At 43.3% G+C, this 16,754-nt stretch carries 8 protein-coding genes, 1 tRNA gene and 3 rRNA genes; 4 read left to right on the top strand and 8 right to left on the bottom strand.

The window, feature by feature from the left end; genetic code table 11:
• Positions 1 to 8 precede the first annotated feature (8 nt).
• The gene (gene narL / locus M0M83_RS02910; RefSeq protein WP_125891849.1) at positions 9 to 665 is read left to right on the top strand and encodes a two-component system response regulator NarL; all 657 of its coding nucleotides are present in this window, start codon (positions 9 to 11) and stop codon (positions 663 to 665) included.
• Between the two features lie 143 nt (positions 666 to 808).
• The gene (gene idi, locus M0M83_RS02905; RefSeq protein WP_248467574.1) at positions 809 to 1,324 is read left to right on the top strand and encodes an isopentenyl-diphosphate Delta-isomerase; all 516 of its coding nucleotides are present in this window, start codon (positions 809 to 811) and stop codon (positions 1,322 to 1,324) included.
• 1,298 nt (positions 1,325 to 2,622) lie between these two features.
• Here the strand turns inward: idi and rrf are convergent.
• From rrf to pepQ, 8 genes are all read right to left on the bottom strand, one after another.
• Positions 2,623 to 2,738: ribosomal RNA gene (gene rrf, locus M0M83_RS02900) — 5S ribosomal RNA — on the bottom strand.
• 140 nt (positions 2,739 to 2,878) lie between these two features.
• A 23S ribosomal RNA gene (locus M0M83_RS02895) occupies positions 2,879 to 5,787 on the bottom strand.
• 337 nt (positions 5,788 to 6,124) lie between these two features.
• Positions 6,125 to 6,200: transfer RNA gene (locus M0M83_RS02890), tRNA-Glu, on the bottom strand.
• 132 nt (positions 6,201 to 6,332) lie between these two features.
• Positions 6,333 to 7,872: ribosomal RNA gene (locus M0M83_RS02885) — 16S ribosomal RNA — on the bottom strand.
• The 16S, 23S and 5S rRNA genes sit together here with 1 tRNA gene alongside, the layout of an rRNA operon.
• A 462-nt stretch (positions 7,873 to 8,334) precedes the next feature.
• A complete protein-coding gene (hemG, locus tag M0M83_RS02880; RefSeq protein ID WP_213913953.1) occupies positions 8,335 to 8,859 on the bottom strand; it encodes a menaquinone-dependent protoporphyrinogen IX dehydrogenase in 525 nt (174 codons plus the stop codon).
• 60 nt (positions 8,860 to 8,919) lie between these two features.
• Positions 8,920 to 10,371, bottom strand: a complete 1,452-nt coding sequence (gene trkH / locus M0M83_RS02875) for a Trk system potassium transporter TrkH (protein WP_125892757.1) — start codon at positions 10,369 to 10,371, stop codon at positions 8,920 to 8,922.
• A gap of 28 nt (positions 10,372 to 10,399) precedes the next feature.
• Entirely contained in the window at positions 10,400 to 11,014 is a 615-nt protein-coding gene (locus tag M0M83_RS02870) for an IMPACT family protein (protein WP_125892759.1), read from the bottom strand.
• Positions 11,014 to 12,348 carry a Xaa-Pro dipeptidase gene (gene pepQ, locus M0M83_RS02865; protein ID WP_125892761.1) on the bottom strand — a complete coding sequence of 445 codons (1,335 nt, stop codon included), beginning with the start codon at positions 12,346 to 12,348 and terminating at the stop codon, positions 11,014 to 11,016. Before pepQ ends, M0M83_RS02870 begins: the two co-directional genes overlap by 1 nt.
• 257 nt (positions 12,349 to 12,605) lie before the next feature.
• Here pepQ and fadB point away from each other — a divergent pair, with 257 nt between their 5' ends.
• Both fadB and fadA read left to right on the top strand, forming a co-directional pair.
• Positions 12,606 to 14,798, top strand: a complete 2,193-nt coding sequence (fadB, locus tag M0M83_RS02860; RefSeq protein WP_248467573.1) for a fatty acid oxidation complex subunit alpha FadB — start codon at positions 12,606 to 12,608, stop codon at positions 14,796 to 14,798.
• A gap of 4 nt (positions 14,799 to 14,802) precedes the next feature.
• Positions 14,803 to 15,969: an acetyl-CoA C-acyltransferase FadA gene (fadA, locus tag M0M83_RS02855; RefSeq protein ID WP_213913960.1), complete on the top strand. Its 1,167-nt coding sequence runs from the start codon at positions 14,803 to 14,805 to the stop codon at positions 15,967 to 15,969.
• Positions 15,970 to 16,754: the final 785 nt, after the last annotated feature.

Below are 16,754 nucleotides of genomic sequence, written 5' to 3'. Positions count from 1 at the left end.
AATCATCTATGGAAAACACAAATATAATGAACGAAAAATCAACCATTCTACTTATTGATGATCATCCGATGCTAAGAAATGGAGTCAAACAATTGATTAGTTTGGAGTCTTCATTGCAAGTTATCGGTGAGGCTGGAGACGGTAAAACTGGCATACAGATCGCTGAAGAGCAAGATCCTGACCTTATCTTACTTGATCTCAACATGCCAGGCATGAATGGTTTTGAAACTCTCGATGAACTTAGGAAGCGAGAGCTATCAGGTAGAATTATTCTTTTTACCGTTTCTAATTATAGTGATGATTTAGTCAATGCACTAAAAAGAGGTGCCGATGGTTATTTACTAAAAGATATGGAGCCTGAAGAGCTTATCGTAGCCCTTAAAGAAGCTGCAAGCGGTAAGTTAGTTGTCAGCCCAACATTAGCCTCTGTGCTTGCTGAATCACTAAGAGATAACACCACACAGGATGATAATAATATTGCCTCATTGACACCAAGAGAGGCCGATATTTTAGAACTGATCTCTCAGGGTTTATCAAATAAAATGATAGCTCGTAAACTCGATATTGCAGAAAGCACAGTAAAAGTACATGTTAAACATTTACTAAAAAAACTCAATTTAAAATCAAGAGTTGAAGCTGCGGTTTGGGTTTTACAACAAAAATAATTTTTATTCTCACAGCTATATCACCTTATGATAGCTGTGAGTTAAAAATAATTATATTTATAATTAAACAGCTCTAATATGCAAACTTATATTTTTAATTATACTAAACTAAAGCAATCATTTAATGACGGAAAATAATATAAATGGAAGATGAATTAATTTTAGTCGATGAGCATGACCAACCTATTGGAGTTATGCCAAAGCTATTGGCACATCAGCTCGGTCACTTACATCGAGCATTCTCAGTATTTATCTTTAATGAACAAAATGAGCTACTAATTCAACAACGTGCTTTTCATAAATATCATTCAGCAGGACAATGGGCAAATTCTTGCTGTAGTCACCCTAGACCAAATGAAGAGACTCAGAAAGCTGCTGAACGTCGCCTTCAAGAGGAATTAGGTTTTGTCACTCCATTGACTCATATAGGTTCCTTAATTTATAAGGCTGACGTTCAAGGAGGCTTAATTGAACATGAGTATGACCATATTTTTATTGGTTATTATAACCAATATATTCAACCGAATAGAGATGAAGTCTCATCTATAAGGTGGGTAAGTCTTCCTCAATTAAAACAAGAGATCGTTCTTAATCCTGATATTTTCACACCGTGGTTCAAAAAAATATTAGAAGAATTTACTTTATTGGATTTTAAATAAATATGTTTTATAACATTTATATTGATAATTTAACTTTCTAATCTTCATTTTTAATTATGAAAAAAATTTATATCTATTTGTAAAATTATAAATACTCAAATAATAAACGTAATATTATTAAACTCCATTTAGCAATAGTATTGATTTAAGTTTAAGTTAGATTAATATTCTCTCCCGGCCTATCTTCAATAATAAATATTATTGATAACTTTTATCTAATCCACTCTCTTTATCAATAAATCTGACTCATGTTTTTATATAACAATTAATCAGTTAGAAAATTACTACCACCTTATTTTCTACATTTTATTACTTTCCTTCCAGCTATATTTTTATATTTCCATAACAAGTGAGCTGTTACTTACTGCTTTACCACAAGCAAGTACATTCACTCCAACAATAGATAATTGTCGACTCAATATACTTATTTGATTTTATTGAAATTAACTATACTTAGTTAAGGAACAAGTGAGCTGTTACTCACTACTTTGCGTCTAAAATATCCATCCGTCACACCAATACAAACGCTTTTCTTCCATTACTCTTTAGTTCCTATCACCCCACCACCATCGCCAGCAGCCACCGCCCCACCTCAACAAGCGAGTTGTTACTCACTACTTTATATCCAGAATTTTCATTCACAGAACCAATACCACTAAGAGTCACCTATCGATTGCCTAACCTAGCTCTCTTAACTCTTTTTACCCCAAAGCCATCACTTATCTCCGCGCGCTCTTCAACACGTGAGTTGTTACTTACTACTTTGGCCCAAGTGATTACATTCTCTGGAGTAATAGATAATTACCAACAAACTATATCCATTTCATTTTATTGAGTTATATTCACTTAATTAAAAAACACGTGAGCTGTTACTCACTACTTTGGTTCCAGAGCTTCCATTCATGATCACAATACCACCGAGTGTCATCTGCCGATTGCTTGACTTAATTCTCTTAACTCATGCTGCCTAACCCCACACTCAGCACTTGTCTCCGCGCACTCTTCAACATGTGAGCTGTTACTCACTACTTTGTATCATGAACTTCCATTTGCGATAGTTATATTCATGACTAATCGCCCTGCGTAGAAGGATTAAATTAAGTGAGCCGTTAAAAGAAAGAAGTGGGAGTTGGGAGTTGGGAGTTGGGAGTTGGGAGTTGGGAGTTGGGAGTTGGGAGTTGGGAGTTGGGAGTTGGGAGTTGGAATATTAAGGAACTTCACTTCTAGCATCAACAATTAGTTCATTACCCCCAAACGTAAAAAAGCCACCCAATGGGTGGCTTCTTCACTAATTTAATGTCTGGCAGTTCCCTACTCTCACATGGGGAGACCCCACACTACCATCGGCGCTACGGCGTTTCACTACTGAGTTCGGCATGGGGTCAGGTGGGACCACCGCGCTATTGCCGCCAGACAAATTCTGTTTGTTTCCGTTTAGTTTTTTATTCACTAAACCAAAACATCAATCTCAAACAAGCTGTGTGTCCTTCACCTCTCGGCTTCTCACTCGCTATCAAAAACAACCCAATCTCTCTAAAACACCTTCGGTGTTGTCAGGTTAAGCCTCACGGTTCATTAGTATTGGTTAGCTCAACATATCGCTATGCTTACACACCCAACCTATCAACGTCTTAGTCTTAAACGTTCCTTTAGGACCCTTAAAGGGTCAGGGAAGACTCATCTCAAGGCAAGTTTCCCGCTTAGATGCTTTCAGCGGTTATCTCTTCCGCACTTAGCTACCGGGCAATGCCATTGGCATGACAACCCGAACACCAGTGGTGCGTCCACTCCGGTCCTCTCGTACTAGGAGCAGCCCCTTTCAATCTTCCAACGCCCACGGCAGATAGGGACCGAACTGTCTCACGACGTTCTAAACCCAGCTCGCGTACCACTTTAAACGGCGAACAGCCGTACCCTTGGGACCTACTTCAGCCCCAGGATGTGATGAGCCGACATCGAGGTGCCAAACACCGCCGTCGATATGAACTCTTGGGCGGTATCAGCCTGTTATCCCCGGAGTACCTTTTATCCGTTGAGCGATGGCCCTTCCATTCAGAACCACCGGATCACTAAGACCTACTTTCGTACCTGCTCGAGCCGTCACTCTCGCAGTCAAGCTGGCTTATGCCTTTGCACTAACCGCATGATGTCCGACCATGCTTAGCCAACCTTCGTGCTCCTCCGTTACTCTTTGGGAGGAGACCGCCCCAGTCAAACTACCCACCAGACACTGTCCGCACCCCGGATAACGGGGCAACGTTAGAACATCAAACATTAAAGGGTGGTATTTCAAGGTTGGCTCCACGCAGACTGGCGTCCACGCTTCGAAGCCTCCCACCTATCCTACACATCAAGGCTCAATGTTCAGTGTCAAGCTATAGTAAAGGTTCACGGGGTCTTTCCGTCTTGCCGCGGGTACACTGCATCTTCACAGCGAGTTCAATTTCACTGAGTCTCGGGTGGAGACAGCCTGGCCATCATTACGCCATTCGTGCAGGTCGGAACTTACCCGACAAGGAATTTCGCTACCTTAGGACCGTTATAGTTACGGCCGCCGTTTACTGGGGCTTCGATCAAGAGCTTCTCCTTACGGATAACCCCATCAATTAACCTTCCAGCACCGGGCAGGCGTCACACCGTATACGTCCACTTTCGTGTTTGCACAGTGCTGTGTTTTTAATAAACAGTTGCAGCCAGCTGGTATCTGCGACTGGCTTCAGCTCCATCCGCGAGGGACTTCACCTAGCGCCAGCGTGCCTTCTCCCGAAGTTACGGCACCATTTTGCCTAGTTCCTTCACCCGAGTTCTCTCAAGCGCCTGAGTATTCTCTACCTGACCACCTGTGTCGGTTTGGGGTACGATTAATGATAATCTAGAGCTTAGAGGCTTTTCCTGGAAGCGGGGCATGAGCTACTTCATCACCGTAGTGACTCGTCATCGAACCTCAGCATGTAGTGAACCGGATTTGCCTAATTCACCTGCCTACATTCTTAAACCGGGACAACCGTCGCCCGGATAGCCTAGCCTTCTCCGTCCCCCCATCGCAATTATCACCAGTACGGGAATATTAACCCGTTTCCCATCGACTACGCATTTCTGCCTCGCCTTAGGGGTCGACTCACCCTGCCCCGATTAACGTTGGACAGGAACCCTTGGTCTTCCGGCGTGCGGGTTTTTCACCCGCATTATCGTTACTTATGTCAGCATTCGCACTTCTGATACCTCCAGCATACCTCACAGTACACCTTCACAGGCTTACAGAACGCTCCCCTACCCAACAATATTTACATATCGCTGCCGCAGCTTCGGTGCATAGTTTAGCCCCGTTACATCTTCCGCGCAGGCCGACTCGACCAGTGAGCTATTACGCTTTCTTTAAATGATGGCTGCTTCTAAGCCAACATCCTGGCTGTCTGAGCCTTCCCACTTCGTTTCCCACTTAACTATGACTTTGGGACCTTAGCTGGCGGTCTGGGTTGTTTCCCTCTTCACGACGAACGTTAGCACCCGCCGTGTGTCTCCCGTGATAACATTCTTCGGTATTCGTAGTTTGCATCGAGTTGGTAAGTCGGGATGACCCCCTAGTCGAAACAGTGCTCTACCCCCGAAGATGAGTTCACGAGGCGCTACCTAAATAGCTTTCGGGGAGAACCAGCTATCTCCCGGTTTGATTGGCCTTTCACCCCCAGCCACAAGTCATCCGCTAATTTTTCAACATTAGTCGGTTCGGTCCTCCAGTTAGTGTTACCCAACCTTCAACCTGCCCATGGCTAGATCACCGGGTTTCGGGTCTATACCCTGCAACTCATTCGCCCAGTTAAGACTCGGTTTCCCTACGGCTCCCCTATACGGTTAACCTTGCTACAGAATATAAGTCGCTGACCCATTATACAAAAGGTACGCAGTCACCCTGATAAATCAAGGCTCCCACTGCTTGTACGTACACGGTTTCAGGTTCTATTTCACTCCCCTCGCCGGGGTTCTTTTCGCCTTTCCCTCACGGTACTGGTTCACTATCGGTCAATCAGGAGTATTTAGCCTTGGAGGATGGTCCCCCCATATTCAGACAGGATAACACGTGTCCCGCCCTACTCGTCGAGTTCACAACACTAACACCTTCGGATACGGGGCTATCACCCTTTACTGCCGGACTTTCCAGACCGTTCTCCTGATGCTAATGCTGATTAAGACTCTGGGCTGCTCCCCGTTCGCTCGCCGCTACTAGGGGAATCTCGGTTGATTTCTTTTCCTCGGGGTACTGAGATGTTTCAGTTCCCCCGGTTCGCTTCGTTTGACTATGTATTCATCAAACGATAGTGCAACGAATTGCACTGGGTTTCCCCATTCGGAAATCGTCGGTTGTAACGGTTCATATCACCTTACCGACGCTTATCGCAGATTAGCACGTCCTTCATCGCCTCTGATTGCCTAGGCATCCACCGTGTACGCTTAGTCGCTTAACCTCACAACCCGAAGGCGTCTTCTTACAACGAGTGACTGTGCTTCATGATTTCGGCGTTAGTCCGTGCGCGCAATGCTCACGTACTTAAAGTACGCTGCGCTTGCTGTGCGCGGGCTGCCTTGAACTCATTTCGCTCGTCGACTCGATAGTTCAAAGTACACTATTCAAGTTGAGATTTTTGAGAGACTCTCACATTGTTTAAGCGATAAACAATGTGCGTTGTTTTCAATTTTCAGCTTGTTCCAGATTGTTAAAGAGCATAATTGTTAAACCAACTATTAAAATAATTGGCTTAATCATTATTGGGGACATCGTCTTTCACTCGATATCGGCGCAATTGGCGTCCCCTAGGGGATTCGAACCCCTGTTACCGCCGTGAAAGGGCGGTGTCCTAGGCCTCTAGACGAAGGGGACACAAGATATTGCACTTACTGCGCGGTATCTCATGTAAGCCCTATTCTTTCGAATAAGTCTCCCACGTATAGCCTATTGCTCTACTTTCTATCAGACAATCTGTGTGAGCACTTCACAAAAACACTTCAATGGTAAGGAGGTGATCCAACCGCAGGTTCCCCTACGGTTACCTTGTTACGACTTCACCCCAGTCATGAATCACAAAGTGGTAAGCGCCCTCCCGAAGGTTAAGCTACCTACTTCTTTTGCAACCCACTCCCATGGTGTGACGGGCGGTGTGTACAAGGCCCGGGAACGTATTCACCGTAGCATTCTGATCTACGATTACTAGCGATTCCGACTTCATGGAGTCGAGTTGCAGACTCCAATCCGGACTACGACGTACTTTATGAGTTCCGCTTGCTCTCGCGAGGTCGCTTCTCTTTGTATACGCCATTGTAGCACGTGTGTAGCCCTACTCGTAAGGGCCATGATGACTTGACGTCATCCCCACCTTCCTCCGGTTTATCACCGGCAGTCTCCTTTGAGTTCCCGACCGAATCGCTGGCAACAAAGGATAAGGGTTGCGCTCGTTGCGGGACTTAACCCAACATTTCACAACACGAGCTGACGACAGCCATGCAGCACCTGTCTCAGAGTTCCCGAAGGCACCAAAGCATCTCTGCTAAGTTCTCTGGATGTCAAGAGTAGGTAAGGTTCTTCGCGTTGCATCGAATTAAACCACATGCTCCACCGCTTGTGCGGGCCCCCGTCAATTCATTTGAGTTTTAACCTTGCGGCCGTACTCCCCAGGCGGTCGATTTAACGCGTTAGCTCCGAAAGCCACTCCTCAAGGGAACAACCTTCAAATCGACATCGTTTACAGCGTGGACTACCAGGGTATCTAATCCTGTTTGCTCCCCACGCTTTCGCACCTGAGCGTCAGTCTTTGTCCAGGGGGCCGCCTTCGCCACCGGTATTCCTCCACATCTCTACGCATTTCACCGCTACACATGGAATTCTACCCCCCTCTACAAGACTCTAGCTGACCAGTCTTAGATGCCATTCCCAGGTTAAGCCCGGGGATTTCACATCTAACTTAATCAACCGCCTGCGTGCGCTTTACGCCCAGTAATTCCGATTAACGCTTGCACCCTCCGTATTACCGCGGCTGCTGGCACGGAGTTAGCCGGTGCTTCTTCTGTCGGTAACGTCAATCGTTGTTGATATTAGCAACAACGCCTTCCTCCCGACTGAAAGTACTTTACAACCCTAGGGCCTTCTTCATACACGCGGCATGGCTGCATCAGGCTTGCGCCCATTGTGCAATATTCCCCACTGCTGCCTCCCGTAGGAGTCTGGGCCGTGTCTCAGTCCCAGTGTGGCTGATCATCCTCTCAGACCAGCTAGGGATCGTCGCCTAGGTGAGCCATTACCCCACCTACTAGCTAATCCCATATGGGTTCATCCGATAGCGCAAGGACCGAAGTTCCCCTGCTTTGCTCCTAAGAGATTATGCGGTATTAGCCACCGTTTCCAGTGGTTATCCCCCTCTATCGGGCAGATCCCCATACATTACTCACCCGTCCGCCGCTCGTCAGCGAGAAGCAAGCTTCCCCTGTTACCGCTCGACTTGCATGTGTTAGGCCTGCCGCCAGCGTTCAATCTGAGCCATGATCAAACTCTTCAATTAAAAGTAGTCTGATGCTCAAAGAATGTTACTGTCGTTTGATTTCCGAAGAAACCAAATTACCTATTAGTTCATATATATGAATTAACGTGTTAGTCACTCTTCAAGACTTAAAATCAAATATTTTTTTGATAGTGTCCTGTGAGTGCCCACACAGATTGTCTGATAAATTGTTAAAGAGCGTTGCGACTGAATCTTTCGATTTTCGACTTCGAGGTCGTTGTCGCGAGGTGTCGTATATTACGTTTTTTATTTAGAAAGTCAAGTGTTTATTTTCAAACTTTTCCTTTCTCACCTCTGTTATCACTGGGTTTTGAAGTTTTCTTCTAACCGGTTTGTCGTGACAACGGATGCGCATTATAGGGAGTCGAAAAATTCTCGCAAGTGTTTTTTTGATTTATTTCACCAAGCGATGATTTATTAAACAAATAATGCAAAATAACTACATTTTGTTGAAATTACGACCTACAACTGATCAAATTCCGCAGCGAATTCGGCAACCTTTTCCCAGTTAGTATACTCAATCTCTGTTTTCGGGTCAGTTGGGCCGTCTGTCATTTTCATAATTAAGCGGATCATCATTCTATCAAACCATGTATAACGCGGATAAAACAGCGCTCCAGCAAAAACAGATTTCAATGTTGGCTTCCAAGGACACGCTTCTAAAAACTTCCGCGTATACGCGTTAGTTTCAGCCGTATTCTTACCTTCTTTTCTTGCCGTTAAATTTACAGCAAAAAAACCAGTCTTCATTGAGTTCAATTGATTTTGATGAGCTCCCACAAAACGTTGCAGTTTTTTATTGAAATGCCCATAACGAATGGATGCCCCTACTAATACTTTCTCGTAGCCTGATAAATTAAACTGTTGGTCAGTATTTAAATCACGAATATCACATTCACGACCCGAGCTTCTCAGTTGTTCCGCCATTTTTAAAATGATTTTTTTAGTTTGCCCGTCTGTACTGGAATGTAAAAGTAAATAGCTCATTATCGTTCCTAGATTATTATCATTTCTTTATAGATAGTCTTATATATAGATTGCACTCAATTATTCACGCCAGAAAGTTGGAGTCAGTAACACTAATAAAGTAAACACTTCTAAACGCCCAAATAACATAGTCACCACTAGAATCCATTTACCCGTTGGATTCATTGACGTAAAATTATCTGCAACAGTCCCAAGGCCTGGTCCCAAATTATTAAGTGTGGTTGCTATTGCTGAGAATGCGGAAAATTCATCAACACCTGTTGCGATTAGCAATAATAAGCTGACAACAAAAACAAGTGCATAGGCAGAGAAGAAGCCCCAGACCGCTTCGATGATCCTTTCTGGCAATGCACGCTGCCCCAGTTTGATTGTATAGACCGCATTTGGATGAACTAAACGCTTTAATTCACGCGAACCTTGCAAGAAAAGCAACAAGATACGAATAACTTTTAGTCCGCCCCCTGTTGAACCTGCACATCCACCCACAAATGCAGCACATAATAGAAGCATTGGTAAGAAAAGAGGCCAACCGGAAAAACTGTCTGTCGTAAACCCTGCGGTTGTTGCCATCGATACCACTTGGAAGAACGCCTGATCAAGTGTTTGCCCGAAGCTACCATAAACTGAATGGTACATAAGTATTAAAGTACAAATCACCACTAAGACAAATTGGAAGCTGATGAACATTCTAAACTCGGGGTCGCGCCAATAAATCCCCAAACTACGTCCAGTTAGTACTGCAAAGTGTAAACCGAAGTTACAACCAGAGATAATCAGGAAAACACCAATGATAGTGTTAATTGCTGGACTGTTGAAATAACCAATACTGGCATCATGGGTTGAAAACCCGCCGATAGCGATAGTCGAAAAACTGTGAGAAATGGCATCAAAAACATCCATTCCGGCTATCCATAAAGCGACTGCACAGGCAATGGTTAGCAGTACATAGATTAGCCATAATGTTTTTGCCGTTTCTGCAATACGAGGCCGCATTTTATTGTCTTTCAACGGGCCCGGCATTTCTGCGCGATATAGCTGCATACCCCCAACGCCCAGTAGCGGTAAGATAGCAACAGCAAGTACGATGATCCCCATCCCCCCTAGCCATTGAAGCATCTGCCGATAAAATAAAATGGCTTTGGGCAAGGAATCAAGCCCTGTTAGCGTTGTCGCTCCGGTAGTCGTCAAACCTGAAAACGATTCAAAAAAAGCATCAGTGACCGACAGGTTGGGTCTTTCAGAAAAGATGAAAGGCAATGCCCCTACGCTTCCCAGTACCGTCCAAAATAAAACGACAATAAGAAAACCTTCTTTTGCTTTAAGTTCGTGTCGGCTATTACGTGTTGGTAGCCACAAAAAAAGGCCAATTAGCAAAGCAGTAACAAAAGTCTGGCTAAAAGCTCGCCCTGCGCCATCACGATAAATTAGCGCAACAATACCTGGAATAACCATGGTAAAAGAAAAGATAATGACAAGCAGCCCGACTATGCGGGTTATTGCACGAAAATGCATTCGGCAGGTTCCTTGATAAAACTGTTTACTATTCCGATTCTGGCGTGAGCGCTAAGGCCCCACGACTTATATCGCGTAATTTATCATTGACCTCCTGCTCAAGAGTAGCAGGAATTGCAATTTGTAAAGAGACAGTTTCATTATAATCACTGTGCAAAACCGTGCCATTCACCTGAGCAAGCAGTTGTTCAATCGCATTAATCAATGAATAGTCACACACTAAATTAAAGATTTTTTGTGGTACTTTTGTCTTTGTCGGTAATATTTTTAATGCTTGCTGGGCACCATTTCCATAGGCTTTAACTAGCCCACCCGTTCCCAGTTTTATCCCACCAAAATAACGCACAACAACACAGGTAACCTCCCCTAGGTTGCTCCCTAATAGTTGCGCCATGATAGGTTTTCCCGCCGTTCCTGTTGGTTCACCATCATCAGAAAACCCCAGCTTTTGTGAATCATCAGGACGACCAGCAACAAATGCCCAGCAATGGTGCCGAGCATCTGGGTATTGAGCTTTAATTGATTGAATATAATCTTTTGCAGCGTCAATACCATCTGTATGAGCTAAATACGTAATAAATTGGCTTTTTTTGATCTCTTCTGTAAACGAAATGGTTTCAGCCGGTATTAAATAAGGTTTCATTAACGTAAATGTAAGTCTCGAGTCATATTTTCAATACGATTTGCGTGGATCACGATATTGTCTTCAATACGGATCCCACCGTAAGGTTTGAAGAACTCGATTTTATCCCAATTAAAATGCTGGCTGAACTCCCCATTTCGCCATTCAGATAATAAGGATTCAATGAAATAGAGTCCAGGCTCAATAGTTAACACCATTTTAGGCTCTAAAACACGAGTACAACGTAAGAATGGATACATCTTAGGAGCCGCGAGATGTGTACCCCTGTCATCTTGCATAAAGCCTGCAGCATCATGAACTTGCAAACCAAGAGGGTGCCCTAAACCATGAGGCAAAAATGGCGTTGTTAAGCCACTCTCCACCATAGACTCTTCGGTAATACCTTTAACAATATCATGCTTAATCAGTATTTTAGCAACCCTGTGATGCATATCCACATGATAGTCTGTATAACGTACACCCGCCTTGATCGTATCAATTAGAGCAAGTTGTTCCGTATTGACATCCGCAACCAATTCAGCAAATTCATCTTTACCCTTCGCTGCATAAGTTCTCGTAATATCAGCAGCATAACCATTATATTCTGTACCTGCATCAATAAGAAAACTGTACAGTTCATTTGGCACAGTTTGTTGCAGCTTAGTGTAATGTAACACTGCTGCGTTTTCATTCAGCGCAACAATGTTTCCATAAGGCACATTGGTGTCTCGATGCCCAGTCGACTGCAAGTAACTGGCATTAATGTCAAATTCACTCATGCCCGCACGGAACGCCTCAAGAGCCGCAATGTGCCCATTTACGGCCATTTTTTGAGCTTCACGCATGCAGTAAAGTTCATAATCTGTCTTATAAGAGCGATGATAATGATAGTAATCTAAAACCAATTTGGGATTAATATTATGCAGAGAAATCCCTAAAGACTCAGCTCTTTCTGCTGATGAGCCTATGTAAGCAACATTTTCTTTTGAAATATTAGCAAGAAACGTTTTGATGTCATCCGCATTTTTTAAATGGATTAATTCAATATCTTTAGTCCAAAAACTATTCGGTAATGGCTCAACACTATGCCAATAGTCAACAGGGGAATAAAACCATAACTTAGGTTTATTTACGCCATCAACTAATAACCATGAATGTGGAACATCGGTGACAGGTACCCACGCTTTAAAATGAGGGTTAACTTTAAACGGATAGTCGCTATCATCAAGAAAGATGCGTAGCGGTTCACCTGAATGAATCAATATGGCATCTAATTCGCTGCGCTGTAAAACTTGCTGAGTTCTGTTTTGTAACGTTTTAATGTGTTCAGCGTAGAGTGCAGTCAGTTTTTCCATTTCTTTCAACCTTTCAGCATTAATTAGAAAAATTAAGCTTACCACGTTCTGTTATTAACGGATATGCACTCTGTTGCAAACTCATAATAATCAATTGATATATAATGAATTTATCATCTAAAACATTAATTATTTCACTTAATTGCTGTGACCAACCTTCCATTTTTGTTATTAAAAGTTTGCAATTAATTAACATTCTAGTCACACTCAACTCATCTGGTCGTACCAGATAACATTACCACGTAGAGGAGAGCAGAATGCTTTATCAAAGTGACACTATTTATATTCAATGGTTGAAACAAGGGATTGCAGAACTGGTTTTTAATTCACCAGGGCCAATTAATAAATTGGATACCCACACCGTTGCTTCACTTGATGAAGCCGTGTCTGTTCTTGAACAACAAACCGAACTGCAAGGTGTAATTTTCCGCTCTGATAAACCCGCTTTTATTGTCGGTGCTGATATCAAAGAGTTTCTTTCGCTTTTCGAAGCGTCAAAAGAAACTCTAAGTGATTGGTTACACTACGCTAATAGTATTTTTAATCGCATCGAAGATCTGCCTGTTCCAACAATTTGCGCCATTAATGGCTATGCATTAGGTGGTGGCTGTGAATGTATTTTATCCACTGATTTCCGTATTGCCTCTCCAGATGCTCGAGTTGGACTCCCTGAAACGAAACTTGGGATCATGCCTGGCTTTGGTGGCTCAGTTCGGCTACCTCGATTAATTGGTTTGGATAGCGCATTAGAAATTATTACTGCGGGTAAAGATGTTGATGCCTCCCAAGCTTTAAAACTCGGTCTTATCGACGCAATTGTTAACACAGAAGCACTCCCACAATCAGCTCTTCAAGTCATTGAATCTGCGGTTGCAGGGGATTTTAATTGGCAACAAAAACGCCAACCCAAACTTAGTCCTCTGCAATTGAAACCTATTGAGCAAACAATGAGTTTCAATGTTGCTAAAGGCATGGTGTATAAGGTTGCTGGAAAACACTATCCAGCCCCTATGGCTGCTGTGAACACGATTGAAAAGGCGGCAAATTGTACTCGTGATGAGGCATTGAAGCATGAAACAGCTGCATTTGTCCCTCTGGCACATAGTGATGTTGCACGTGCGTTAGTCAGTATTTTTCTAAATGACCAGCAAGTTAAGTCAAACAGTAAAAAAATCGCACAACACGTTGATATTCCAAAACATGCTACCGTATTGGGTGCTGGGATTATGGGTGGCGGTATTGCTTATCAATCAGCCAGCAAAGGCGTACCGGTCTTAATGAAAGATATTAATGTTAAGTCATTAGACTTAGGAATTGAAGAGGCTCAAAAGCTATTAAATAATCAATTCGAACGCGGAAAAATTACAGCGGCTAAAATGGCGGCAACCTTATCATCTATTCATCCCTCATTATCTTATAGCGGGGTGGAAAATAGCCAAATCGTCGTTGAGGCTGTTGTTGAGAATCCGAAAGTTAAAGCAGCTGTATTGTCTGAAGTTGAATCTCTAGTAACAGCAGAAACTATACTGGCCTCAAATACGTCAACGATTCCAATTTCAACTCTCGCAAAATCACTAAAGCGCCCAGAAAACTTCTGCGGTATGCACTTTTTTAACCCAGTGCATCGGATGCCATTAGTCGAAATTATCCGGGGAGAACAAACTTCTGATAACACGGTTGCTAAGGTTGTTGCCTACGCCAATAAAATGGGTAAAACCCCTATTGTTGTCAATGACTGCCCTGGCTTCTTTGTTAACCGAGTCCTTTTCCCTTACTTTGCTGGCTTTAACTTGCTGTTACAGGATGGAGCCGACTTTAGAGAAATAGATAAAGTCATGGAAAAAGAGTTTGGCTGGCCAATGGGGCCTGCTTATCTTCTTGATGTGGTTGGTATTGATACTGCTTTTCATGCAGAACAAGTTATGGCCCAAGGTTTTCCTGAACGAATGGGGAAAAAAGGAAAGAATGCTATTGATGTGATGTATGAACAACAGCGGTTTGGCCAAAAAAATGGCCAAGGGTTTTATCAATATGAAAAAGATAAAAAAGGGAAACCGAAAAAAGTTGATGACCCTCGGGCTGATGAATTACTTGCTACTATTTGCCCAACAAAGCGCTCATTCACCAAAGAAGAAATTATTGCTCGAATAATGGCTCCCATGATTAACGAAGTGGTTCGTTGCTTAGAGGAAGGTATTATTCAAAGCCCTTCAGATGCAGATATTGCTTTGGTCTATGGTTTAGGTTTCCCGCCATTTAGAGGCGGAGTGTTCTGCTATTTAGATACCTTAGGTAGCCAGTCTTACTTGAAAACGACGGAATCTTTGCAGCACTTAAGCCCGCTATATCACGCACCTAGTGGCTTAAAAGAAAAAGCGGCTACCAATGCAAGATATTACCCACAGCCACCTGTCGTGGCGATTGATGTCAAAAAAGTTGCGAGAGGTTAATTTTATGGAAAATGTCGTCATTATTGATGGAATACGTACACCAATGGGCCGTTCAAAAGGTGGGGTGTTTCGCCATGTTAGAGCTGAAGACCTTTCTGCACACCTCATGAATGCAATTTTTGAACGTAATCCAAACGCAAGTAAAAAAGAATTGGATGACATTATCTGGGGTTGTGTTCAGCAAACACTGGAGCAAGGGTTTAATATTGCTAAAAATGCAGCATTGCTCACGGATATTCCTCATACCGTTCCTGCAGTTACAGTAAACCGCCTTTGTGGTTCATCAATGCAAGCAATACACGATGCAAGCCGGTTAATTATGACTGGTGATGCTAAATCAGTACTCATTGGTGGAGTGGAGCATATGGGTCACGTACCAATGACTCATGGTATAGATTTCAACCCTAAGCTGACTTTACACGTTGCTAAAGCCGCAGGTGCTATGGGTCTAACCGCTGAAATGCTTGCAAAAATGTATAAGATTAGTCGAGAAGAGCAAGATGCATTTGCGTTAAGGTCTCACCAACTTGCTGCCTTAGCGACGGAAAAAGGGAAATTCAATAACGAAATCGTCCCAATTAGTGGCCATGATGCTACAGGTAACCTCATTTCAGTCAATTATGATGAAGTGATTCGTTTTGATGCAAATCTCCAAGGTTTAGCCGCTCTTCGCCCCGCTTTCGACCCTGTTAGTGGAACGGTAACTGCAGGTAATTCATCGGCTCTTTCTGACGGTGCATCTGCGATGTTACTGACCAGCGAAAGTTATGCCACTCAGCAAGGCATTAAGCCTCGAGCTAAAATACGTGCGATGGCTGTTGTTGGCTGCGACCCATCAATCATGGGGTTTGGGCCAGTGCCAGCAAGTGAACTGGCTTTGAAACGTGCAGGGCTAACTTTAAATGATATTGATATTATTGAATTAAATGAAGCTTTCGCCGCGCAATCTATCGCATGCCTAAAAGGCTTGAATCTATCAGAAAATCAATTAGATGATAAAGTAAACCTCTGCGGGGGAGCGATTGCGCTGGGGCATCCTTTGGGGTGTTCAGGGGCAAGGATTTCAACCGCATTGCTTAATCAATTAGAACAAAACGATAAACAATTTGGTTTAGCTACGATGTGCATCGGGTTCGGCCAAGGTATTGCTACAATTATTGAGCGTGTTTAACAGTTTATTTTTAGTTTTCGCAAACATTGTATTTGTCGATGTTCCCGCCTAGTCAGGGGCGGGTTTTTTTTACCCTTTTTGCCTAAATAGCGACAACAAGTATATTGAGACTATCGATAAGCTGCCAGTAAATACCCCTTATAGGTGCCTACAAAAGTCTGTGATTAGGGCTAATAAGCGAAGCCATCACCCCTATAATTTGGACTCATGTGGTTTTAATGCAAAACCTACAACAAGTTTAACCCTCATAGTTCGGATTGTTGGTAGGCGGCAAGTGAACGAGACCCTAGAAGCATACAAAAGTCTGTGATAAGGGCTAATGAGCGAAGCCAACACCCCTACAATTTGAACTTATGTGGTTTTAATGCAAAACCTACAACAAGTTTAATCCTCATAGTTCGGATTGTTGGTAGGCGGCAAGTGAACGAGACCCTAGAAGCATACAAAAGTCTGTGATAAGGGCTAATGAGCGAAGCCAACACCCCTACAATTTGAACTTATGTGGTTTTAATGCAAAACCTACAACAAGTTTAACCCTCATAGTTCGGATTGTTGGTAGGCGGCAAGTGAACGAGACCCTAGAAGCATACAAAAGTCTGTGATTAGGGCTAATGAGCGAAGCCATCACCCCTATAATTTGGACTCATGTGGTTTTCATGCAAAACCTACAACAAGTTTAACCCTCATAGTTCGGATTGTAGGTAGGCGGCAAGTGAATGAGACCCTAGGAGCATACACAAGTATGTGACTAGGGCGAATGAGCGAAGCCAACACCCCTACAATTT

Source organism: Providencia rettgeri, from assembly GCF_023205015.1.
In the GTDB taxonomy this organism is placed as follows: Bacteria; Pseudomonadota; Gammaproteobacteria; order Enterobacterales; family Enterobacteriaceae; genus Providencia; species Providencia rettgeri_E.
Note: the sequence above shows the minus strand (reverse complement) of the source record. Positions and strands in the feature narration are given on the sequence as shown.

Excerpts from the sequence above, each read along its gene's own strand:
- idi (WP_248467574.1), top strand. The coding sequence starts at position 809 with ATGGAAGATGAATTAATTTTAGTCGATGAGCATGACCAACCTATTGGA.
- pepQ (WP_125892761.1), bottom strand. The coding sequence starts at position 12,348 with ATGGAAAAACTGACTGCACTCTACGCTGAACACATTAAAACGTTACAA.
- hemG (WP_213913953.1), bottom strand. The coding sequence starts at position 8,859 with ATGAGCTATTTACTTTTACATTCCAGTACAGACGGGCAAACTAAAAAA.
- trkH (WP_125892757.1), bottom strand. The coding sequence starts at position 10,371 with ATGCATTTTCGTGCAATAACCCGCATAGTCGGGCTGCTTGTCATTATC.
- M0M83_RS02870 (WP_125892759.1), bottom strand. The coding sequence starts at position 11,014 with ATGAAACCTTATTTAATACCGGCTGAAACCATTTCGTTTACAGAAGAG.
- fadB (WP_248467573.1), top strand. The coding sequence starts at position 12,606 with ATGCTTTATCAAAGTGACACTATTTATATTCAATGGTTGAAACAAGGG.
- narL (WP_125891849.1), top strand. The coding sequence starts at position 9 with ATGGAAAACACAAATATAATGAACGAAAAATCAACCATTCTACTTATT.
- fadA (WP_213913960.1), top strand. The coding sequence starts at position 14,803 with ATGGAAAATGTCGTCATTATTGATGGAATACGTACACCAATGGGCCGT.